We start from the raw sequence: 22,552 nt of genomic DNA, 5'->3' as shown, positions 1-22,552 counted from the left end.
CCGATGCTGGACTACAGCAGGGAAGCAGACCGCTATGACGCGTCACGCGGCGGCGAGCCCCGCGCCGACGCGGCCGCCAGCGCTGTCCGCGAGCTGCTGGCGCCCCATGCCCGCACGCTCCTCGACGTAGCCTGCGGCACGGGCCTGGTCACCCGGCGCCTCGCCGGGGCGGGCCTGCGGGTGACCGGAGTGGACTCGGCGCACAACATGGCGCGCATGGCGTCGGGGCGACTGCCGGGCACCATCGTCCTCGGCGACAGCCGTCGACTCCCCTTCTGCAACGCCTCGTTCGACGCGGTGTCCGCGGTGTGGCTGCTGCATCTGCTGTCCGGCCCCGAGGAGGCGGCGGAAGTCGTCGCCGAGTGCGCACGAGTGCTGCGACCCGGCGGTGTGTTCGTCACGACCGTCGACAAGGCCGCCGCGCACGACGTGGGCAGCGACATCGACGCCGCGCTCGCCCCGCGCCCGGTACGCGCCGCGGTCGACCACGGGCAGGCGGTCGAGGTGTACGCGGCGGCGCGAGGCCTGACACCGGTCGGCGAGGCCTGGTTCCGCGGCCACGGGCAGGGCCGCTCGCCCCGCTCCACGATCGACGACATCGGCCGGGGATGGTTCACGCAGGTTCCGCCCGACGGCCCGCTGGCCGCACGGCTCGCGAAGGAGCTCGCGGCACTTCCCGACCAGGAAGTACCGCGCCCCGACCCACGGTTCACCCTCCGGTCGTTCCGGAGGCCGCCCGCACGACGGACCACCGCGTTTGCCGAAACCGCAAGGTGACTGGCCAGGACGCAGGCGGCGACGCAGTCTTGGAGACGGCTTCGACCCCACTCCCGAACACACGAAGGCGGCGGCAGAGACGATGGCCCACGACCACAAGCACAGCCACCACCACGAGGACATCGACTGGGCCACCATGGGCCCGATGCTGGAGCGGAACGCGCGGCTCGCCGCCCCGCAGAACCGCGAGATCGCCACGTGGCTGCGCACCTGGCAGCCGGAGCCCGCCCTGGTCGCGGACGTGGGCAGCGGTTCGGGCTCCGTCTCCTTCCTCCTCGCCGAGATCTTCCCCAAGGCCGAGGTGATCGCGGTGGACCCGGCGGAGCCGCTCCTGGAGCGGGCGAGGGCGCGGGCGGACCGAGAGGGCCTGAAGGACAGGGTCAGTACGTTCCGGGCGGAACTCCCCGAGGGAATCGGCGAGTTGCCGCTCGCGGACCTCCTCTGGATCGGCCGGGCCCTGCATCACGTCGGCGACCAGGAGGGGGCACTGGCCGCTCTCGCGGGCCGCCTGGCGCCGGGCGGCGCGATCGCACTCCTGGAGGGCGGCCTGAACCAGCGCAGCCTGCCCCGGGACATCGGCTTCGGCCGCCCGGGTCTCCAGACCCGCTTCGACCTGGCGGACGAGAACTGGTTCACGCGGATGCGCGCGGAGCTGCCGGGCGCGAAGGCGGTCACGGAGGACTGGCCGACGCTCCTCACCCGGGCCGGCCTGCGCCACGCGGGCACCCGCTCGTTCCTCCTGGACCTGCCGGCCCCCGTCTCGGACGACGCCCGCGCCCAGATCGTCGCCGAACTCGCCCGCCGCCGCGAGATGCACGAGGAAACGCTCGACGCGGACGACCTGACCACGGTCGACCGCCTCCTGGACGCGAACGACGAGCAGAGCCTGCACCACCGGCCTGATGTGTTTCTGCTGTCGGTGCAGACGGTGCATGTGGGGGTCAAGGGCTGAGCCGCGTCGCGGAGAAGGGAGAAGGGGGGCAGCGGATCGGCGAGCGGGCCGGTCCGCTGACGTATGTGCGGCCGAGGGCTTCGCCGCCCTCGCGACACTGGCCCGGTGGTCAGGAGCGCCGCTCCTGACCACCGGGCCAGAATTTCGCACGAGAGCACGAGGGAAAGCCTGAGACCCCAGACCTGAGAACCTGAGACCTCAGACTCAAGCCTCAGACTCAGGCCTTAGACCAAGTCGAACTCGGCCGGATCCGCTCCCAGCCGTCGGTCCTCGTTCAGCGCGCTGATCGCCGCCATGTCCTCGGGGTCGAGCTCGAAGCCGAAGACGTCGATGTTCTCCTTGATCCGCGACGGCGTCACGGACTTGGGGATCACCACGTTGCCCAGCTGGATGTGCCAGCGCAGGACGACCTGCGCGGGAGTGCGCCCGTGCTTCCGGGCGATCGCGACGATCGCCGGGACGTCCAGGAGGCCCTTGCCCTGGCCGAGCGGGGACCAGGCCTCCGTGGCGATGCCCTGTTCCGCGTGGAACTCGCGGGATACGCGCTGCTGGAGGTGCGGGTGGAGTTCGATCTGGTTGACCGCCGGGACGACCGACGTCTCGGCGAGCAGCTGCTCCAAGTGCTCGGGCAGGAAGTTCGAAACGCCGATGGACTTCGCGCGGCCGTCGGCCTGGATCTTCTCGAACGCCTTGTACGTGTCGACGGCGAGGCCCTTGGAGGGCAGCGGCCAGTGGATCAGGTACAGGTCCACATGGTCGAGGCCGAGCTTCTCCAGGGACGCGTCGAAGGCGCGGAGCGTCGAGTCGTAGCCCTGCTCGGCGTTCCAGAGCTTCGTCGTGACGAAGAGCTCTTCGCGGGCGATGCCGGAAGCGGCGATGGCCTTGCCGGTGCCCTCTTCGTTGCCGTAGATGGCCGCGGTGTCGATGCTGCGGTACCCGGCCTCCAGCGCCGTCGCGACGGCTGTCTCGGCCTCGGCGTCCGGCACCTGCCAGACGCCGAAACCGAGCTGCGGCATCTCGACGCCATTGTTCAGGATGATCGGGGGGACCTTGCTCACGAGCTCTCGATCCTTAAGTCGTCGGTTGGTGCTCCCATGGTCAACGATCAGATGCGGTGCTGCATTCCTTGACCACTCCCGGGTGAAGCCCGGGTGTTTTTTGGTCCGCACCATTGACCGCGTTCCGTCATACCGCGACTCTATTGCAGGTCACTGAACGCAGAACACTCATGTGAACGCCTGGTGAACTCGTCACCGCACCCCCGCTCCATCCCCTTCACCGGGGCCTCCCGCGTTTTCAGATCGTTAGGAACCCTTCCTAACAACGCAAAGGAGAACACACCCGCATGTCACCCACCCCCCGCAAGGCGGCCACCGCGTTGGCCGTGGCCGGAGTCCTCGCGACGACGGCGTCCCTCGCCCTGGCCGCGCAGTCGTCGGCCGCACCCCCTCGCGCGGCAGCCGACGCGCCGACCGTCAAGGCGTCCGGCACCATCCACGCGGCCCCGTACGAGTACCTCGGCTGGGGCAGCCCCCAGAAGCCCACCGATGTGATGGCCGCGACCGGCGTCAAGTGGTTCACGCTCGCCTTCATCCTGTCCGACGGCGGCTGCAACCCGGCCTGGGACGGCAGCCGCCCGTTGAAGGGCGGCTCCGACGAGTCCGCCATCAAGTCCATACGCGGCGCCGGCGGCGACATCGTCGTCTCCGTCGGCGGCTGGAGCGGTGCCAAGCTCGGCGAGAAGTGCGGCAGCGCCTCCGCCCTGGCCGGGGCGTACCAGAAGGTCATCGACGCCTACAAGCTCAAGGCGTTCGACATCGACATCGAGGACACCGAGTTCAGCAACGCGACCGTGCGCCAGCGCGTGGTCGACGCTCTCAAGATCGTGAAGCAGAAGAACCCCGGAATCGTCACCTACGTGACCATGGGGACGACCCCGAGCGGCCCTGACGCCACCGGCAAGGATCTGATCAAGCGCGGCGCCGCGGCCGGTCTCGACAACAACGCCTGGGTGGTCATGCCGTTCGACTTCGGCAGTCACAGCGGTTCCATGGGCGACGCCTCGGTCAGCGCCCTTGAAGGCCTGAAGGGCGCGGTCAAGAGTGCCTACGGCTACAGCGACGCCGACGCGTACAAGCGCATCGGCGTCTCCTCGATGAACGGCAAGACCGACGTGGCGGGCGAGACCGTCACGACGGGCGACTTCAAGAAGATCCTCGCCTACGCGCAGCAGCACCACATCGCGCGGTTCTCCTTCTGGGCCGTCAACCGCGACCGCGACTGCTCGTCCGGCGGAAGCGCCGGGGACTCGTGCAGCGGCGTGTCGCAGGCTCCGTACGACTTCACCAAAATCGTTGCTCAGTACGGAGGCTGAGGTGGATGAGCGGCGGCGGGAAGAGATGCTCCGCGTGACCGTCGGCCAGGCCGTGGTGGTGCCGAGGTAGGCGTCCCGCACTCTCGGGTCCGCTCGCACCTCGGCCGCCGTGCCCTGGGCCAGGACCGTGCCCAGGTCGAGGACGACCACGCGGGCGCAGAGCTCCATCAGGAAGGCGACGTTGTGCTCGACGAGGAGCACGGCGCAGTCTTCCTCGTCCGCGAGATGCCGGATGACGGCCGGCAGGTGGCCTCGCTCGTCGGCCGTCATCCCGGAGGCGGGCTCGTCCAGGAGCAGTACCCTGGGCGGGTCCGCCACCGCGCGCGCCAGTTCCACCATGCGGGCCCGGCCGACGGGGAGAGCCCCCGCGCAGTCCTCGGAGAGGTCCTCAAGTCCGCAGTCACGCGGCACGGTTGACGCGCGGGCCCGCCTCTGACTCTCGTGGGCGCGCCGGGTGGGCGCCGCGAGCAGATCGGCGGTGAACCCGCCACCACCGCCCCGCCACTCCTGCGCGACGAGCGGATTGTCGACTCCCCGGGCCCGCCCCTTCCCGATACCGGCTCCGCCGCCACCGGCGGCCGTAGATCACCGGCTTCGCCGAGTCCGTCCTCAGACGCCGGACGGGCTGAAACCCGTCTCCGGTGCAACCGCACCGAGACCGCCGCACAGTACCCATCAGGATCATTGGCCAGCGCCAACCCCGTCAAGCCGAACAGAATCACCGGCAACTGCACGGACTCCGTCACATAGTCGGCGACCAGATGCGGCACGATCGCGAAGACAAGCTCCGCCACCACCGCGAACTGCGGCCCGCGCACCCCCGCCACCGCCAACCAGACGAGCCCCGTCATCGCGGTGAAGTCCGTCGCTGTGATCCGCGTGTTGAACGACGGGTACATCACGCCGCCGAACCCCGCGAGCGGACCGCACCGCAAGGGCCGCCCGACCCGTCGCGGAACCCCGCAGCGCGCTCAACGCGGCCACGGCCACCGTCACCAGGACGACCATCGCCATGGTGCGGAACGATCGCGACACGGGCGAGCCCCCTCCGACGAAGGGAGGGTGATTCCGTGCGCGACCTGATGAACCGTCAATAAGTGGTGCGACGGTAATTGATGAACCGTCAGAAACCTTCTCGGGTCACCTCAGGCGCGGTACAGGGCCTCGACCTCGGCTGAGTAGGCCGTCTCGATCGCCTTGCGCTTGAGCTTCAGCGAAGGCGTGAGCAGCCCGTGCTCCTCGGAGAACTGGTGAGCCAGTATCCGGAACGTACGGATCGACTCGGCCTGCGAGACAAGGGTGTTGGCGGCCACCACGGCCCGCCGCACCTCGGTCTCCAGATCCGGGTCGCGTACCAGGTCGTTCGGGGACATCGACGGCTTGCGGCGCATGGTCAGCCAGTGTTCGACGGCCTCGCCGTCAAGCGTGACGAGCGCCGCGATGTAGGGCCGGTCGTTGCCCACGACGATGCACTGCGCGACCAGTGGATGGTCGCGCACCCGCTCCTCGAGCTGCCCCGGCGAGACACTCTTGCCGCCGGACGTCACCAGGATCTCCTTCTTGCGCCCGGTGATCGTGAGGTAGCCGTCCTCGTCGAGGGCGCCCAGGTCACCGGTGGCGAGCCAGCCCTCGTACAGGGTGGTGTCGGTGGCCTTGGGGTCGTTGAGGTAGCCCTGGAAGACGTTGCCGCCGTTCAGCCAGATCTCGCCGTCGTCCGCGATGTGCACGGTGGTGCCGGGGATCGCCTGGCCCACCGTGCCGTAGCGGGTGCGCTCGGGCGGATTGGCGGTCGCGGCTGCCGTGGACTCCGTCAGGCCGTAGCCCTCGTAGATCTCGACGCCCGCGCCCGCGAAGAACAGGCCCAGGCGCCGGTCCATCCCGGAGCCGCCCGACATCGCGTGGCGCACACGGCCGCCCATGGCGTCGCGCACCTTGGCGTAGACGAGCTTCTCGAAGAGCGAGTGCTGCATGCGCAGGGCCGCCGAAGGTCCGGGCCCCGTGCCGAAGGCCTTGGCCTCCATCGCGTCCGCGTACCGCACGGCGCACTCCACGGCCCTGTCGAAGGGAGCCGACTTGCCGTCCTTCTCGGCCTTGCGCCGTGCCGCGTTGAAGACCTTCTCGAAGATGTACGGCACGGCCAGGATGAAGGACGGGCGGAACGCCGCCAGGTCCGGGATGAGCGCCGCCGCGTTCAGGCTCGGCTGGTGGCCCAGCTTGACCCGGCCGCAGACCGCGGCGACCTGCACCATCCGCCCGAAGACGTGGGCCAGCGGCAGGAAGAGCAGCGTCGTCGCCTCGTCGCCGCGCCGGGAGTGGAAGACCGGCTCCCAGCGGTGGATGACCGTCTGCGCCTCGAACATGAAGTTCGCGTGGGAGATGAGGCAGCCCTTGGGGCGGCCCGTGGTGCCCGACGTGTAGATGATCGTGGCGATCGAGTCGGGGGTGACGGCGCGGCGGTGGCGGTTGACCACCTCGTCGTCGACCTCCATGCCCGCGCGGTTCAGTTCGTCCACGGCGTCGGCGTCCAGCTGCCACAGCCTGCGCAGCTGCGGCAGCCGGTCGATCACCGAGCCGATCGTCATCGCGTGGTCCTCGTGCTCGACCATGGCGGCCGACACTTGCGCGTCGTGCAGCATCCAGAAGACCTGCTCGGCGGAGGACGTGGGGTAGACCGGCACCACCTGGGCGCCGACCGTCCAGAGCGCGTAGTCGAACAGTGTCCACTCGTAGCGGGTGCGGCACATGATGGCGACGCGGTCGCCGAAGCGCACGCCCTGGGCGAGCAGCCCCTTGGCGAGCGACATCACCTGGTCGCGGAACTCCGCCGAAGTGACGTCGCGCCACACGCCGTCGGTCTTGTGGCCGAAGGCGATGTGGAGCGGATCCTCAAGGGCATGGTCGAACACGACGTCGGCAAGGCCGCCCACCAGCGGCGCCGACGCCATCGGAGGGTTCGTGAACTCGCGCAATGATGCTCCTTGTGGCGCTCCGCACAGCGCCGGTGACGGTACCCCACCGCGGAGCCGGGCGGGAGAGGGGTGAACTACCCCTCGGTACGTACCATTCACGCTGGTCAGCCGGTGAAATCCGGCCACAAGGGGAGAGGCGGGACAGATTACTTACGGTTGAGTAAGTTTCGGTGGCGTAATCTCCACCGAATCTGTACGCGGCGGTTACGGCTGTGACGCCCCTTCGGAAACCCGCTCGACGGGCGCCGGAATCTTCGCTTCCGGTGTCTCCGTACCTGTACCCGTACCCGTACCCGTACCTGTACCCGAACCCGAGCGCGCGGACCGCACCATGACGAGTACCGCCGCCCCCGCCACCAGACCCACCACACCCGCGACGACCGCCGCCGAGTTCAGACCGGAGGCGAACGCCGTCCGCACCGCATGATCGGAAAGCGTGCCACGCATTGCCGACGCACCACCTCCCGCGACGGTGTGAGCCGCGTCATGGCCGAGTGTGTCCTGCATGCGCGAGGTCATGACCGTGCCGAAGACGGCGACGCCGAGCGCGTACCCGAGCTGGCGGAACGTGTTGACCGCGCCGCCCGCCATCCCCGAGTTCGCGGGCGGCACCGCCGCGAGGGCCGCGCCCCCGAGCGCGGGCGAGACCAGGCCGGTGCCGACGCCCGCGAGCGTGAGTCCGGGGACGAGCGCGCCCCAGGACGACCCGGCGTCGAGCACCGCGAGTGCGACCCCGCCCGCGCCGATCAGGAGCAGCCCCACGCCGATGGTCAGCCGCGCGGGGACCCCGTGAAGCAGCCGTCCGCCCAGCGCGGCGACGACGAACGAGGTCGCGGCCAGCGGCAGCATGACGAGGCTGCCGTGCACCGGGCTCATGCCGAGCACGGTCTGGAGCCAGATCGAGAGGTAGGGCATCAGGCCGAACGCGGCCGCGTTGTAGCCGATCGCGCCGACCAGTACCCCGGTGAAGGCGGGCATGCGCAGCAGCTTCAGGTCCAGGAGCGGGTGCGCGACGCGGCGTTCGACGGCCACGAAGGCGGCGAGCGCGAGCACTGCGACCGTCAGGGTCAGCACGGTGGGCGTCGACGTCCAGCCCTCCGAACCGGCCCGCACCACTCCATACGTCAGCCCGCCCGCGAAGAGCGCGAACGTCACCGTGCCCGCCCAGTCGACCCGGCGGCCCGCCTGGCCCTTCGACTCCGGCACCACGCGCAGTGTCAGCCACATCGACGCGACGCTCACCGGCAGGTTCACGAAGAAGATCCACCGCCAGCCCGGCCCTTCGGTGAGCAGCCCGCCGACGATCGGCCCCATCGCCGCCGCGGCCCCGCTGACCGCGCCCCAGACGCCGAGCGCGACCGACCGGTCGCGTCCCTGATAGGCGGCGCCGAGCAGCGGCAGGGTCGTCGCGAACATCGCTGCGGCGCCGAGCCCCTGAAGCGCACGGGCGGCCACCAGGACCTCCGCGTTCGTGGCGAGCCCGCAGCCGAGCGAGGCGAGCGCGAAGAGCGCGGTGCCCGCCACGTTCAGCCGCCGCCGGCCGAGCACGTCCGCCGCGGCCCCGACCCCGAGCAGCAGCGCGGCGAGCGCGAGGGCGTAGCCGTCGATCACCCATTGCAGATCGCTCAGCGAGGCGTTCAGCGCCCTCGCCATGTCCGGCAGTGCCACGACCACGATGGTCACGTCCAGCAGCAGCATGAACGTCCCCAGGCATACCGCTGTGAGCGGCCCCCATGTACGCATCTTCATCTCTCCTCGTGCGACTTGTACGACGCGTGTGCGTTCCTCGTACGATGGAGGGAGACCGGACGATCAAAGTCATCAGTCACGTGAGATCGAAGGAATCCGACACCGATGGGCAGTGCAGCTACGGAATCTCCCACGTCGGCCATGCAGGACTCGCTCGACGTCAGACTGCTCCAGGCGCTGGAGATCGACGGCCGCGCGCCCTTCAGCAAGATCGCCGCCGTCCTCGGCGTCTCGGACCAGACCGTCGCCCGCCGCTACCGCAGGCTGGTCTCCGACGGCAGTCTGCGGATCGTCGCCGTCCGGGACCACGAGAAGCTCGGCCAGGACCAGTGGATGCTGCGGCTGCGCTGCGCTCCCGAAGGCGCCGACGCCATCGCCACCGCCCTGGCGCGGCGCCCCGACACCTCATGGATCGGCCTCACCTCCGGCGGCACCGAGGTCGTCTGCTGCACCCGGCCCCGCACCCGCACCGACCAGGACGAGCTGCTGCTCGCCAAGCTCCCGCGCACCCCGCACATCGTCGACATCCGCGCCCAGCAGATGCTGCACCGCTTCTTCGGCGGCCCGGACGGCTGGCTGATGAAGCACGGTCCGCTCGACGAGGAGCAGATCGCGGCCCTGCGCCCGGCGCAGCCCGCGTCCGCCGTCCGCACCGACGTGCCCCAGTGGATCGAGCCGGAGGACGAGTCGCTGGTCGCCGCGCTCGAACAGGACGGCCGCGCGACCTACCCGGAGCTTCAGCAGGCCACCGGGCGTTCGGAGTCGGCCGTCAAGCGCCGCCTCGGCGCGCTGCTCGCCTCGGGTGCGCTCTACATCGACATCGAGTACGCCAACGCCCTCATCGGCCTGCACGTCGGGGCGATGCTCTGGATCACCACCGCTCCCTGGGCCATGGAGTCGGTGGGCAACGCCCTCGCGTCACATGCCGAGATCGCCCACGCCACAGCGGTGGCGGGCCCCTCCAACATCATGGCGACGGCCGTGACCCGCGACATTCCCGCGCTCTACACCTATCTGAGCGGAAAGCTCGGCCAACTCGACGGCGTGCAGCACGTCGAGAGCGCGCCGTTCATGCGCCGCGTCAAGCAGCTCACCTACCGGCCCCATCTCCGCTGACGGTCCCTACCTCCGCTGACGCCGCCGGTGCAGCCGGTCGCCGCCCGCCAGGATCGAGGCGGCGAGCGCGTCCGCAGCTCCCTGCGCCGGAGCCCGCCGCTCGCCGTGCAGGAGGACGAAGTCGACCGCGCCGAGCTCCGGAAGGCCCGCCCGCTCAGGGACGCGGACCAGGCCCGGCGGGATCAGGCCGTGCGAGTGCGCCATCACGCCGAGTCCCGCGCGGGCGGCGGCGACCAGACCGTTCAGACTGCCGCTCGTACAGGCGATCCGCCACGCACGGCCGCGCCGCTCCAGGGCCTCCAGGGCGAGGGCGCGGCTGATGCCCGGCGGCGGGAACACGATGAGCGGCACCGGCTCGTCGGGGTCCAGGCGCAGCCGCTCGGCGCCGATCCAGACGAGTTCGTCGTGCCAGACCAGCTCGCCGCGCGGGTCCTCCGGGCGCCGCTTGGCGAGGACCAGATCGAGCTTGCCCGCGTCCAGCTTCTCGTGCAGCGTGCCGGACAGCTCGACCGTCAGCTCCAGATCGACGTCCGGGTGGTCGTGCCGGAAGGACTCGAGGATGTCGGTGAGCCGGGTCAGGACGAAGTCCTCCGACGCCCCGAACCGCAGCCGCCCGCCAAGACGCGTCCCGGTGAAGAACGCCGACGCCTGCTCGTGCACCTCAAGGATCCGCCGCGCGAAGCCGAGCATCGCCTCGCCGTCCTCGGTCAGCTCCACGGAGTGCGTGTCGCGCGCGAAGAGCAGGCGCCCGGTGGCGTCCTCCAGGCGGCGCACGTGCTGGCTCACCGTGGACTGGCGCAGACCCAGGCGCCGGGCGGCCTGCGTGAAGCTCAACGTCTGGGCGACGGCGAGAAACGTGCGGAGCTGGGCGGGGTCGTACATGCTCACGACGTTATCGCAGGTTATCGCGGAACGTGATGACAGTCAGTGCGGTATCCGGGATTCCCGATTGCGGTGATCAGGAGGATCATCGAGAGGGCACGACATGAACCGAACCGATGGAGCGAAGTGAAACGCCCGAGCTGGCCCACCTGGATGCCGATCGACCCCTACATCCTGGCGTTGCTCGGCACAGTGGGCGTCGCCGCGCTGCTGCCCGCGCGCGGCGCCGGGGCCGACATCGCGGGCGGGGCCTCCACCGCGGCCGTCGCGTTCCTCTTCTTCCTCTACGGGATGCGGCTCTCCACCCGCGAGGCCCTCGACGGGCTCAAGCACTGGCGGCTCCATGTCACCGTCCTGGCCTGTACGTTCATCGCCTTTCCGCTGCTCGGTCTCGCGGCCAAGGGCCTCGTTCCGTACGTCCTGACGCCCGCCCTCTACAGCGGGTTCCTCTTCCTGACGCTCGTGCCCTCCACGATCCAGTCGTCGATCGCCTTCACCTCCATGGCGCGCGGCAACGTACCCGCGGCGATCTGCGCGGGCTCCTTCTCCTCGCTGGCCGGCATCGTCATCACGCCGCTGCTCGCGGCCGCCCTGCTCGGCAACAGCGGGGGCGGGTTCTCCGCGGATTCGCTCGTGAAGATCGTGGCTCAACTCCTCGTGCCGTTCCTGGCCGGTCAGCTTCTGCGCCGCTGGCTCGGCGGCTTCGTCGCACGTCACAAGAAGGTGCTCGGCTACGTCGACCGGGGCTCGATCCTGCTCGTCGTCTACACCGCGTTCAGCGAGGGCATGGTGGAAGGCATCTGGCACCAGGTGACGCCGCTGCGGCTCGGCGCGCTGATCGGCGTGGAGGCGGTGCTGCTCGCCGCGATGCTGGCCCTCACCTGGTACGGGGCCAAGCGGATGGGCTTCGACCGGGGGGACCGTGTCGCCATCCAGTTCGCCGGGTCCAAGAAGTCGCTGGCGGCCGGACTTCCCATGGCGAGCGTCCTGTTCGGGGCCCAGGCCTCACTGGCCGTGCTGCCCCTGATGCTCTTCCACCAGATGCAGCTGATGGTCTGCGCGGTGATCGCCAAGCGGCGCTCGCGCGATCCCGAGGACGCCGCAGACGCCACAGACGCCACAGACGCCGAGGACGCCGACGACTTCGTCACCCAGCCGTCGCGAGCCGAAGAGACACGAACCGCGGTCGGTACAGGGACACGTTCCGGCTGACGTTCGCCTGCGCGCTCGCGGGTGCCGCGTCCAGCCAGTTGACGTCGTAGCTGAGCAGCAGCCGCCCGTTCCCGCTGAGCGCCGGATGGGCCTGGGGGTTGTAGGCGGCCATGTCCTGCTCGGCCGAGCCGTCCTTCGGCAGCGGCGGCGAGAAGCCCTTCGCGGGGCCGTGCCAGGGGCCGGTGGGCGAACACGCCCAATAGGAGGTCACATCGGTCAGGCCCTGGGTGCCCGCGGCCATGGTGAACAGGACGTACGTCCCCTTCACGCGCACCACCGTGAACGCGCTGCCCACACCCTTGCGTTCACCGTCACCCAGGACGTGGCGCGGCTTCCCGGACTCCGTCCAGCCCTCGCCGTCCCAGTACCGCCACGCGCCCGGCTCCGCGAGCCTGCCCTTGGGGACGCGCGCCACATAGGCGTGCGAGGCGGGGCGCGCCGCGGCCTTGCCGTCGTTGCCGCCGAAGACGTACGTCCAGTCCCCGTCGTCGACCGTCGTCGTGCCGTACAGGACGCGCTTGTCCGGGTCCGGCACCGCTTGCTGGTCGGAGACCTTGACGATGCCCTCGACGCGCAGATCGGGCAGGGAGAGCGTGGCGACCTCGGTGGCGAGCGGGACGCCGTAGATCCAGGGGCCCGTCCCGGTGGCGCGGGTCCACAGCAGGACGCGTACGACGTTCTCGGACGAGCCGGGGGAGCGGGGCTCCACCTTCGCGGCGACCGGCCAGCGCCACTGCTGCGGTGCCGGGTCGGGGAAGAGCGGGGCGGGCAGGGTGTTCTGCAGGGTGCCCGAACGTGACATCACCACACCCGAGTTGCGGACCATGGGTGTGGTCGCGTCCCGCCAGGTGTGGGGCTGGCCCGCCGGGTTGGGCGGCGCGTGCACCTGGCCGAGGAAGGTGTCGGAGAACAGCCAGAGCAGCCGGCCGTCCGGCAGGCGCACCGAATGCGTGCCGTCCCCGCCGGTCCAGTCGTCGGCCCGTGCGGTGTCGTCGCCGTAGCGGGCGAACGCCTCGGTGACCTTGTCGTCGGCCGCCCAGGACGAGACGGTGCGCGCCTCGCATGCCACGCCGCCCTCCCGGTCGTCCGGGAGGGCGGTGAGCAGCACGGCCGCGCAGGCCAGCACGAGCAGCAGGGCGATCCAGACCCCGCGCGCGCTCGGGCCGCCGCGTGGACCTTGGTCGACGGGCACGTGCGGGACGTTAGTTGCTCGCGCGCACGTGGTCCATGGGGAGCCACGCCACGGTGTCCCGCGTCACAGGAGTCCTGGACCCGCCGTCCCCGCCGAGCCGTGTCAGCTCGGCGTCACTCAACGCCCGGTCGTATACGCGCACTTCATCGATGGGGCCCGTGAAGTGAGCCCGGCTGTCGACCCGTTGACCGACGTGGAAGCCGTATCCGGAGTTGCGGGAGACCGAGCCGGGGACGTCGGCTGTGGTGATCCGTGTGCCGTCGACGGACAGGGTGAGCTGCCCCGCGCCGCGGCGCAGCGCGATGTGGTGCCACTGGCCGTCGTTGTACGCGCCCGTGGTGCGCACGGACGCGGACTTCGGGGCGGTGGCGCCGTCGCGCGTGGTGATCAGGCCCGTGACCCGGTTGCTCGCGGGCTCGCCGCGCAGCCACACCTGGGGCTGGTTGGTGCCGATGCCGCCCATCCACAACAGTGGCTGTTCCCCGCTCGTCGCGGAGTAGCGGAACCACAGGGAGGCGGTGAAGTCCTTCGTCCCGAGCGGGAGTCGGTCACGGTAGGGCAGGCGTACGGCGTCGTTCGTCCCGTCGAAGGAGATGGCCTTGCCGAACCGGCCTTCGGTCGTGGACGCCCCGCCGAGCACGGCCGCGGGCTTCGCGCGCGGCGCGCGGTCGGTGGTCGTCGGGTCGGGGCCCCTGCGTGGCTGCAGCCAGTCCTCGGTGAAGCGGGCGAAGCGGATCTCGTCGCGGGCGTCGACCGCCCCGCCCTCGTACATCAGGCCCACGTGTTCGCCGTCGGCCCGCACCATGTCCGAGTAGCCGGACCAGTCCGTGGTCACCGTCGTGCCGCGGTCCACGCTGTCCCAGGTGCGGCCGCCGTCGTAGGAGGAGCGGATCTGCATCGTGCGGCGGCGGTCGGGGTCGCCGGGGCAGGCGAGCAGCATGCGCTTGCCGAACTGGAGTGTGGATCCCTGCACTTGCGGTGTGTAGAGATCGGGGATGGCCTTGAACGGCGCGACGAAACTCTCGCCGCCGTCGCGGCTGACCGTGTGGGTGCGGTGCCCGAGATCGGTGCCGTCCTGCTCGCGCCCGCTGACGTAGAGGGCCCCGTCCGGGCGCTCCGTGATGGTCATCTCCGACGGCTTCTGCCGGAAGGTGCCGTCGGCCGGTATCGGATACGAGTCCGTCGCGCCGATCCTCCAGTTGTCGCCGCCGTCGTCGCTGACGATCAGCCCCGCGTGGTTCGCGGTGACCCGACTGCCGGCCCAGGTCTCGGTGTTGACGGTGAAGACGAGCCGCCCCGCGTGCCGGCCGCGGGTCAGCTGGAGTCCGTGCACGGGGCCTGTCGCGTACCAGGAGTTCCAGTCCTTCGGCAGGATCTGATCGCTGAGGTCACGCGGCGCCGACCAGCTGCGGCCGTCGTCGTCGCTGTACTGGAGGTGCGGGGTGCGGTCGCAGGGTATGGCGCAGTTCTGCCCGTCCGTGCGGCCCGTGTTGTACGTCTGGGCCAGGAGGATGCGGCCGGTCCGGCGGTCCACGATCGGGGCGGGGTTGCCGTGCGTGTCGCCCGCGCCCTCGTTGACGACCTGGAGCGGACTCCAGGTGCGGCCGCCGTCCTGCGACCGCTTGACCACGATGTCTATGTCGCCCGCGTCGCTGCAGTCGTTCGTCCGCCCCTCGGCGAAGGCGAGGAGCGTGCCCTTGACCGTCTTCACGACGGCGGGGATGCGGTAGCAGGCGTACCCGGGGTCCTGCGAGGCCTTGAAGAGCACCTGCTGCTCGAAGCCCGTGGCGCGGGTGTCCGGCGCCGCCTGCGCCGCGGGCCCGGGGAGCAGAACCCCGAAGGCGACGACGGTCAACGCGGCGGCGGTGGCGGTGCGGAGGGATCTGAGGCGTACACGGAGAGCTGATGGCATGGCGCGGTCCACCCTTCGAGGTGACTGGACATCCTGACATCCCACGTCCAACGTTCGCGCTTCAGACGCTACTGGGACGGCTCGACACCTCACAAGAAGCGTGCGTGGCACGAATGGGTGCGGCCTGGTCGGCCTCAGGGAATCAGTACGACTTTTCCGAGGTTGCCGCGCGCCTCGATCACCGCGTGCGCCTTCGCCGCGTCCTCCAGCGCGAACTCCGCGTGCACGGCGGGGCGCAGCGCGCCTGTCGTGAAGAGCCGCCATAGCTCGCGCCGCCACCTCTCGTACACCTCGGGCCTGCCGCTCGCGATGAGCGCCATCTGGAAGCCGGTGACCGACTTGGCGCCCACGAGCAGGTCGTACGCCTGGACGGTGCCGCCGCCCGAGCTGTACGCGACGAGCCGTCCGTGCGGCGCGAGGGCCCGTACGGCGGGGGTGAGGAGCTCGCCGCCGACCGCGTCGAGGACGTAGTCGACGGGCTCGCCCCACGTCTCTTCGTCGTACGTGATGACCTCGTCCGCGCCGAGCGAGCGCAGGAAGTCCACCTTGCCGGACCCTGTTGTGTCTCCCGGCACGGCTCCCACCGGCACGGCTCCCACCGACACGGCTCCCACGACCCGCGAAGCGCCGCGCGACTTGGCCAGTTGCAGGGCCAGATGGCCGACTCCACTGGCCGCCGCCGTGATCAGTGCGGCCTCGCCCCGCGCGGGGCGGGCGGCGTCGAGTGCGCCGTACGCGACGAGTCCGCTGCGGACCAGGGCGACCGCGTCGACGGCACTCGCCCCGTCCGGGACGGGAGAGGCCATCTCGGAGCGCAGGAGCGCGAACTCGGCGTAGCCGTGGCCGAAGCAGAGGCCCGTGACACGGTCACCCGGCGCGTACCCGCTCACGCCGTCCCCGGTGGACACCACCTCTCCGGCGATCTCCCCGCCGAGCGGGATCGGATCGCGGGGTTCGCGGACCTTGCGCACGACGGGGAGCGTGACCCCTGCCGCCTCGACGCGCACGAGGAGCTCGCCGGGTTCTGGCACGGGGACGGGCACGTCCTCGGTGAAGAGGACGTCGGGGCCACCGCTGTGTTCGTACCGAACGCGACGCATGCGCACTCCAGACAGAGGGATCGCCGGGATCGGCGAAATCGTTGGGTGCCCCAACGGTACGCGCACTTTCATTGGGAAGTCCAACGATTCTTCGATAGTCTCGCCCCATGCCCACGACCCCGCCCGCGCCCAGCGGCATCCGCACCCTCCCCAGCTGGCTCCTCGGCCGCGCGGCGGCCCGTGGCCGCGCGCTCGTCGCCGAGGCCCTGGCGCAGGAGGGCATGAAGATGTGGCACCACGTGGTGCTCTGTGCCGTGGCCGATCAGGGACCCGTCGCGCAGGCGGCGCTCGGCCGCAGCATCTCGCTCGACCCCAAGGACCTGGTCGGCGTCATCAACGACCTGCAGGACGCCGGACTCGTCCTGCGCGCGCCCGACCCCGCCGACCGTCGCAAGAACGCGGTCACGATCACGGAGGACGGCGAGCGGACCCTCGACCGCTGTGCCGAGGCGGCACGGCGCGCCAACGATGAACTCCTGGAGTCACTTTCGGCCGCCGAGCGCGAGCAGTTCCTCTCACTGCTCACCCGGATCTCGGGCACCGAGACGTAAAGGGTCAGAGATGTTCAGAGGCATGGAGACGGAGCGGGACCGGGACCCCGCCGGCGCAGGGGGCGCTCCCCGCCGGTCGGGGTCCCGCCGCCGTGCAGCGGGGAGCGGCCGGTCAGCCCTTTGAGGCCGTGGCCCGCACGGTGATCCGGTGCTCGCCCGCGTACACGTTCATGGAGGAGCCGCGCAGGAAGCCGACCAGCGTCAGGCCCGTCTCGGCGGCCAGATCGACGGCCAGGGAGGAGGGCGCGGAGACGGCGGCGAGCACCGGAATGCCCGCCATCACCGCCTTCTGCGCCAGCTCGAACGAGGCGCGCCCCGACACGAGGAGCACGGCACGCGACAGCGGCAGACGGCTGTCCTGGAGGGCCCGCCCGACGAGCTTGTCGACCGCGTTGTGCCGGCCCACGTCCTCCCGTATGTCGAGGAGTTCACCGTCCTGGGAGAAGAGCGCCGCCCCGTGCAGGCCCCCGGTCCGGTCGAAGACCCGCTGCGCCGCGCGCAGCCGGTCGGGGAGGCACGCGAGCAGTTCGGTCCCGAGCCGGACCGGGGGAGCGCTGCCGCCGTCCGTGTCGTCGATCGCCCAGCGGGCCGTCGTACGGACCGCGTCCAGGCTCGCCTTGCCGCACAGACCGCAGGACGAGGTGGTGTAGACGTTGCGTTCGAGGGTGATGTCGGGCAGGACGAGTCCCGGGGCGGTCTTCACGTCGACCACGTTGTACGTGTTGGAACCGTCCGCCGTCGCCCCTGCGCAGTAGACGATGGACTGGAGCTCGTCCGCCGAGCCGAGCACCCCCTCGCTCACCAGGAAGCCCGCCGCGAGCGCGAAGTCGTCACCCGGCGTGCGCATGGTGATGGCAAGGGGTTTCCCGTTCAGCCGGATCTCCAGCGGTTCCTCCGCGACGAGGGTGTCGGGCCGCTCGGTGACGGCCCCGTCCCTGATGCGGATGACGCGGCGGCGCTCCGTGACTCGTCCCATGTCGATCAGTCCCGGTTCTGTACGTGCTGGTAGCCGAAACGGCCCTTGATGCAGAGGTTGCCGTGGGTCACCGGATTGTCGTGCGGTGAGGTGACCTTCACGATGTCATTGTCCTGCACGTGCAGCGTCAGGTTGCAGCCGACTCCGCAGTACGCGCACACCGTCGTCGTCTCGGTCTGCTGCTCCTCGTCCCAGGTCCCCGCGGCCCGCATGTCGAACTCGGACTTGAAACTGAGCGCGCCGGTGGGGCAGACCTCGATGCAGTTCCCGCAGTACACGCACGCGGATTCGGTCAGCGGTCCTTCGTGCTCGACGGCTATCCGGGCGTCGAAGCCGCGGCCCGTCACGGAGATGGCGAACGTGTTCTGCCACTGGTCGCCGCAGGCGTCGACACACTTGTAGCAGAGGATGCACTTGTCGTAGTCGCGGACGTAGAGGTCGTTGTCGACCCTGGGCTCCTCATTGAGGCGTGCGGCCTCGGGGCCGAAGCGGTCGGGCTTGGCGTCGTACTCCTTGAGCCAGCCCGCGACCTTCGGGGTCGTCGACATGTCGACGGACGAGGCCAGGAGTTCAAGGACCACTTTCCGGCTGTGCCGCGTGCGCTCGGTGTCGGTGAGAACGGTCATGCCCGGTTCGGCCCGGCGCGAGCAGGCGGGAGCCAGAGTGCGGGCGCCCTCCACCTCGACGACACACACCCGGCAGGCGTTCTTCGGGGTGAGGGTGTCGCCCTCGCAGAGGGTCGGGACGTCCTTGCCCGCGGCTCGGCAGGCGTCCAGGACGGTCGACCCCTCGGGCACTCTGGCGTTCTGCCCGTCCAGCGTGAACTCGATGAGTCGGCGTGGGATTCCCAGCGGTACGGCGGTCACTTGTACGCCCCCAGGCGGTCGATGGCGGATTCCACGGCGTTCCACGCGGTCTGGCCCAGCCCGCAGATGGAGGCGTCCCGCATGGTCCGCCCCACCTCGCGCAGGAGAGCGATGTCACCGGCGGCCTCGGCCCCGGTCCGGTCGACGATGCGGTGCAGGGCCTCCTCCTGCCGGACGGTGCCGACCCGGCAGGGCACGCACTGTCCGCAGGACTCGTCGCGGAAGAACTCGGCGATGCGCAGGAGGACGCGGGGGAGCGGCACGGTGTCGTCCAGGGCGAGGACGACGCCGGAGCCCAGGGTGGTGCCGGCCTCCCTCGTCCCCTCGAAGGTGAGCGGGATGTCCAGCTCGTCGGGGCGTACGAAGCCTCCGGCCGCGCCGCCCAGGAGGACCGCGCGGAGGTTGTCCGGCATCCCGGCGATGCTGAGGAGCTCGCCGAGGGTGGCCCCGAAGGGGAGCTCGTAGATGCCGGGGCGTTCGACGCTTCCGCAGACGCAGAAGAGCTTGGGTCCGGTGGACTTCTCGGTGCCGATGGCGGCGTACGCCTGCGCGCCCATGGTGAGGACGGGGAGCACATTGACGAGGGTCTCGACGTTGTTCTCGGCGGTGGGTTTGCCGAAGAGCCCTTTCTCCACGGGGAAGGGCGGCTTGGACCGCGGCTCTCCTCGGTACCCCTCGATGGAATTGAAGAGGGCGGTCTCCTCACCGCAGATGTAGGCGCCCGCACCCCGCCGGATCTCGATGTCGAAGGCGTACCCCTGCCCCAGGACGTCGTCCCCGAGCAGTCCACGCGCGCGTGCCTGCGTGATGGCGTGGCGCAGCCGCTCCAGGGCGCGCGGGTACTCGCCGCGGAGATAGAGATAGCCGAGGTGGGCGCCGGTCGCGTACCCCGCGATGGTCATCGACTCGATGAGCGAGTACGGGTCGCCCTCCATGATCACCCGGTCCTTGAAGGTGCCGGGCTCGGATTCGTCGGCGTTGCAGACGAGGTAGTGGGGGTGGTCGGGCTGTGAGGCGGTGGCCTGCCACTTCCTTCCCGTGGGGAAGGCGGCGCCGCCTCGGCCGAGGAGGCCGGAGTCGGTCACTTCGCGGATGACGGCGGCGGGGCCCATGGCGAAGGCGTTCCGCAGGGCGGTGTAGCCGCCGTGCGCGCGGTAGTCGTCCAGGGACGAGGGGTCCACCTTGCCGATCCTGCTGAGGAGCAGGAGGCCGTCTTGACCAGCTTGAGGGACGGCGAGGGCCGCGGAGGGCTCCGCGGGGGCGGTCTCCGGGGCGAGGGCGGCTCGGGTGAGGTTGTCGGGTGTGGCGGGGGCGAGAGTTGCGGTGACGTAGGTTTTCTCCCCGCTCCTCGAACGCCGGAGGGGCTGAGAATCAGCCCGTCCGGCGTTCGAGGACGAGCCGTCAAGGCGATGGTCGGTAACACCAGGCCCCCGCGCCAGCGGGTTTTCGGTAAGGGGCGGGGTGGGGGACAGAAGCGCCGCAGGCTCACCCGCCCGCACCACCAGCGCAGCCGGAGCCCGCTCGCACAAGCCCAGGCAAGGGCTCTGCTCGACAGTGACCCCGGGCTCCGGGGCGAGCCGGGCCTCCACCTCCCCGCACAGCTCCGCACCGCCCCCACAAGCAAGATCCGTACACACCCGCACCACCGTCGCGGGACGCGGCCGCACCGAGAACATCGAGTAGAACGTGGCCACCCCGTACCCCTCCGCCGGCGGCACCATCAGCCGTCGGCAGAGGTAGTCCAGACCTCCCGCGCTCACCCACCCCACGCGGTCGTTGAGCGCGTGCAACCCCGGCAACAGCTCATCCCGCCGCTCCCGCGCCGCACGGCCTCCCCGCGCCCACCGCAGGTCCGCGTCGCTGCGGTCGTCGGCGCCCTCCCACGCCGACTCGGGCGGGCCGAGCACCGCGTCGACGGCCTCCCGCTCCTCGTCCGTCGGCTTGCTGTCACCGAAGTGCAGATCCATACGTCACGTCACCTCACGTCGCGGGCACGGTCAGCTTGTCGATACGTATCGCCGACGCCTTGAACTCCGCCGTGCCCGCGATCGGGCAATTGGCCTCGATCGTGAGCTGGTTGGTGTCGACCTCGTCGGGAAAGTGCATGGTCATGAAGGCCAGGCCGGGGCGCAGCCCGGTGTCCACCCACACGGGCGCCGTCACCGCACCGCGCCGCGAGGACACCCGGACCTGTTCGCCGACCACGACCCCGTACCGTTCCGCGTCCTCCGGGCACAGCTCGACGAACTCGCCTCGCCGCAGCGGAGAGGCGAAACTCCCGCTCTGCACCCCGGTGTTGTAGGAGTCGAGCCGCCGCCCCGTCGTGAGCCGGATCGGATACGCCTCGTCCGTGAGGTCGACCGGCGGGTCGTGCGCGACGAGCCCGAAGGGCGCGAGTACGCCCCGCCGCGCCGGGTCCGCGTCCCACAGCCGCCCGTGCAGGTAGGTCGGTTCGACCCGGTCCTCCGACGGGCACGGCCACTGGATGCCCTGCAGAGATTCGAGCCGGTCGTACGTCATGCCCCAGTGGTCCGGCGACACCGACCGCAGCTCGTCCCAGACGGCCTGCGCGTCCGCGTACTTCCAGTCGTGGCCGAGCCGCTCGGCGAGATCGCAGAGGATGTCGATGTCCTCACGCGCCTCACCGGGCGGCCGTACGGCCTTGCGCACCCGCTGCACGCGCCGCTCACTGTTGGTCGTCGTGCCGTCGGTCTCCGCCCAGGCGGCGGTCGCCGGGAGGACGACATCGGCCAACTCGGCCGTCTTCGTAAGGAAGATGTCCTGTACGACGAAGAAGTCCAGGGCCCGCATCCGCCGCATCGCCTGCTCGCTGTCCGCCTCCGACTGCGCGGGGTTCTCGCCGATGCAGTAGACAGCCTTGAGCGCGCCCTCTTCCATCGCCTCGAACATCTCCGTCAGGTTCAGTCCGTAGCGCGGCTCGATCACCGTGTCCCAGGCCGTCTCGAACTTCAGCCGTGAATCCGGGTCGAGGATGTCCTGGAAGCCGGGCAGGCGGTTGGGGATCGCGCCCATGTCGCCGCCGCCCTGCACGTTGTTCTGGCCGCGCAGGGGTTGCAGGCCCGAGCCGTAGCGCCCCACGTGGCCGGTCAGGAGCGAGAGGTTGATCAGCGCGCGGACGTTGTCCGTGCCGTTGTGGTGCTCCGTGATGCCGAGCGTCCAGCACAGCTGCGCCCGCTCGGCACGCGCGTAGGCGTGCGCCAACTCCTCGATGGCGGCGGCAGGTACGCCCGTCACCTTCTCGGCGAGAGAGAGCGTCCACGGCTCGACCAGGGCCGCGTACTCCTCGAACCCGGACGTCGCCCGCTCGACGAACGCCCGGTTGGCAAGGCCCGCGTGGATGATCTCGCGGCCGATCGCGTGCGCCATCGGGATGTCCGTGCCGACGTTCAGGCCGAGCCAGCTCTCCGCCCACTCGGCGGTCTTGGTGCGGCGCGGGTCGACGGCGTACATGCGGGCGCCGTTCCTGATCCCCTTCAGGACGTGCTGGAAGAAGATGGGGTGCGCGAAGCGGGCGTTGGAGCCCCACATCACGACCAGGTCGGTGTGTTCGACCTCTTCATAAGAAGACGTGCCGCCGCCCGATCCGAACGCGGCGGAGAGGCCCGCGACGCTCGGGGCGTGGCAGGTGCGGTTGCAGGAGTCGACGTTGTTCGTGCCCATCACCACGCGGGCGAACTTCTGCGCCACGTAGTTCATCTCGTTGGTCGCGCGGGCGCAGGAGAACATCCCGAACGCGCCGCGCGCGGCCCGCAGCCCCGCCGCCGTCCTGGTCAGCGCCTCGTCCCAGGTGGCCCGGCGCAGCGGCTCGTCGCGGGAGTCGCGGACGAGGGGGTGGGTGAGCCGGGTGTACGTCTTGGGCACCCGGTCCCGTTTCCTGCTCATGCCGCGCTCCTCATGTTCTCG

The 22,552-nt window shown here is 70.6% G+C and carries 18 protein-coding genes and 1 pseudogene; 7 read left to right on the top strand and 12 right to left on the bottom strand.

The annotated features are described in order from the left end of the window. The first annotated feature begins 3 nt into the window (after positions 1–3). Positions 4–777 carry a class I SAM-dependent methyltransferase gene (locus tag ACFVXC_RS02655; RefSeq protein WP_389900755.1) on the top strand — a complete coding sequence of 258 codons (774 nt, stop codon included), beginning with the start codon at positions 4–6 and terminating at the stop codon, positions 775–777. 82 nt (positions 778–859) lie between these two features. Beyond that, positions 860–1,729: a class I SAM-dependent methyltransferase gene (locus ACFVXC_RS02650; protein WP_389900753.1), complete on the top strand. Its 870-nt coding sequence runs from the start codon at positions 860–862 to the stop codon at positions 1,727–1,729. 224 nt (positions 1,730–1,953) lie between these two features. On the opposite strand, the gene ACFVXC_RS02645 is transcribed toward ACFVXC_RS02650, so the two are convergent. After that, positions 1,954–2,787: an aldo/keto reductase gene (locus tag ACFVXC_RS02645; protein ID WP_389900752.1), complete on the bottom strand. Its 834-nt coding sequence runs from the start codon at positions 2,785–2,787 to the stop codon at positions 1,954–1,956. A 287-nt stretch (positions 2,788–3,074) separates the two neighbouring features. On the opposite strand from ACFVXC_RS02645, the gene ACFVXC_RS02640 reads away from it, so the two are divergent. Then, positions 3,075–4,103: a chitinase gene (locus ACFVXC_RS02640; protein WP_389900750.1), complete on the top strand. Its 1,029-nt coding sequence runs from the start codon at positions 3,075–3,077 to the stop codon at positions 4,101–4,103. 63 nt (positions 4,104–4,166) lie between these two features. On the opposite strand, the pseudogene ACFVXC_RS02635 reads toward ACFVXC_RS02640, so the two are convergent. Further along, positions 4,167–4,271, bottom strand: a pseudogene (locus ACFVXC_RS02635) (ABC transporter ATP-binding protein); the annotation flags it as partial. 15 nt (positions 4,272–4,286) lie between these two features. On the opposite strand from ACFVXC_RS02635, the gene ACFVXC_RS02630 reads away from it, so the two are divergent. Further along, entirely contained in the window at positions 4,287–4,520 is a 234-nt protein-coding gene (locus tag ACFVXC_RS02630) for a hypothetical protein (RefSeq protein ID WP_389900748.1), read from the top strand. Positions 4,521–5,248: 728 nt separating this feature from the next. Here the strand turns inward: ACFVXC_RS02630 and ACFVXC_RS02625 are convergent. Then, positions 5,249–7,072, bottom strand: coding sequence for an AMP-dependent synthetase/ligase (locus tag ACFVXC_RS02625; protein WP_389900746.1), 1,824 nt, complete (start codon positions 7,070–7,072; stop codon positions 5,249–5,251). 204 nt (positions 7,073–7,276) lie between these two features. Further along, on the bottom strand, positions 7,277–8,815 hold the full coding sequence (locus ACFVXC_RS02620; protein WP_389901540.1) for an MFS transporter: 1,539 nt from the start codon (positions 8,813–8,815) through the stop codon (positions 7,277–7,279). Between the two features lie 111 nt (positions 8,816–8,926). Here ACFVXC_RS02620 and ACFVXC_RS02615 point away from each other — a divergent pair, with 111 nt between their 5' ends. After that, complete coding sequence (locus ACFVXC_RS02615; RefSeq protein WP_389900744.1) at positions 8,927–9,937, top strand: Lrp/AsnC family transcriptional regulator; 1,011 nt, start codon at positions 8,927–8,929, stop codon at positions 9,935–9,937. A gap of 6 nt (positions 9,938–9,943) precedes the next feature. Here the strand turns inward: ACFVXC_RS02615 and ACFVXC_RS02610 are convergent, their stop codons facing one another. Then, on the bottom strand, positions 9,944–10,819 hold the full coding sequence (locus ACFVXC_RS02610; protein ID WP_389900743.1) for a LysR substrate-binding domain-containing protein: 876 nt from the start codon (positions 10,817–10,819) through the stop codon (positions 9,944–9,946). A gap of 126 nt (positions 10,820–10,945) precedes the next feature. On the opposite strand from ACFVXC_RS02610, the gene ACFVXC_RS02605 reads away from it, so the two are divergent. After that, positions 10,946–12,031 (top strand): bile acid:sodium symporter family protein, encoded by a 1,086-nt coding sequence (locus tag ACFVXC_RS02605; protein ID WP_389900741.1) that lies wholly within the window; start codon positions 10,946–10,948, stop codon positions 12,029–12,031. Here the strand turns inward: ACFVXC_RS02605 and ACFVXC_RS02600 are convergent. From ACFVXC_RS02600 to ACFVXC_RS02590, 3 genes are all read right to left on the bottom strand, one after another. Next, complete coding sequence (locus ACFVXC_RS02600) at positions 11,967–13,223, bottom strand: DUF4185 domain-containing protein (RefSeq protein ID WP_389900739.1); 1,257 nt, start codon at positions 13,221–13,223, stop codon at positions 11,967–11,969. The two genes, ACFVXC_RS02605 and ACFVXC_RS02600, sit on opposite strands and share 65 nt — an antisense overlap. Positions 13,224–13,233: 10 nt before the next feature. Further along, complete coding sequence (locus tag ACFVXC_RS02595; protein ID WP_389900737.1) at positions 13,234–15,135, bottom strand: exo-alpha-sialidase; 1,902 nt, start codon at positions 15,133–15,135, stop codon at positions 13,234–13,236. Between the two features lie 134 nt (positions 15,136–15,269). Next, positions 15,270–16,235, bottom strand: a complete 966-nt coding sequence (locus tag ACFVXC_RS02590; RefSeq protein ID WP_389900736.1) for a zinc-binding alcohol dehydrogenase family protein — start codon at positions 16,233–16,235, stop codon at positions 15,270–15,272. Positions 16,236–16,342: 107 nt separating this feature from the next. Here ACFVXC_RS02590 and ACFVXC_RS02585 point away from each other — a divergent pair, with 107 nt between their 5' ends. Next, entirely contained in the window at positions 16,343–16,786 is a 444-nt protein-coding gene (locus tag ACFVXC_RS02585; RefSeq protein WP_389900735.1) for a MarR family winged helix-turn-helix transcriptional regulator, read from the top strand. A 112-nt stretch (positions 16,787–16,898) separates the two neighbouring features. On the opposite strand, the gene fdhD is transcribed toward ACFVXC_RS02585, so the two are convergent. From fdhD to ACFVXC_RS02565, 4 genes are read right to left on the bottom strand one after another with little or no spacing between them, the layout of a single operon-like run. Then, the gene (gene fdhD / locus ACFVXC_RS02580; RefSeq protein WP_389900733.1) at positions 16,899–17,762 is read right to left on the bottom strand and encodes a formate dehydrogenase accessory sulfurtransferase FdhD; all 864 of its coding nucleotides are present in this window, start codon (positions 17,760–17,762) and stop codon (positions 16,899–16,901) included. Positions 17,763–17,767: 5 nt separating this feature from the next. Then, positions 17,768–18,628: a 2Fe-2S iron-sulfur cluster-binding protein gene (locus ACFVXC_RS02575; RefSeq protein ID WP_389900732.1), complete on the bottom strand. Its 861-nt coding sequence runs from the start codon at positions 18,626–18,628 to the stop codon at positions 17,768–17,770. Beyond that, the gene (locus tag ACFVXC_RS02570; RefSeq protein ID WP_389900730.1) at positions 18,625–20,595 is read right to left on the bottom strand and encodes an NADH-ubiquinone oxidoreductase-F iron-sulfur binding region domain-containing protein; all 1,971 of its coding nucleotides are present in this window, start codon (positions 20,593–20,595) and stop codon (positions 18,625–18,627) included. The genes ACFVXC_RS02575 and ACFVXC_RS02570 overlap by 4 nt, the downstream gene beginning before the upstream one ends. A gap of 13 nt (positions 20,596–20,608) precedes the next feature. After that, positions 20,609–22,531 (bottom strand): molybdopterin oxidoreductase family protein, encoded by a 1,923-nt coding sequence (locus ACFVXC_RS02565; protein WP_389900729.1) that lies wholly within the window; start codon positions 22,529–22,531, stop codon positions 20,609–20,611. Positions 22,532–22,552: the final 21 nt, after the last annotated feature.

The sequence above is a fragment of the Streptomyces sp. NPDC058257 genome (genome assembly GCF_042881845.1).
Classification (GTDB): Bacteria; Actinomycetota; Actinomycetes; order Streptomycetales; family Streptomycetaceae; genus Streptomyces.
This window is presented reverse-complemented; position numbering and strand designations above follow the sequence as displayed.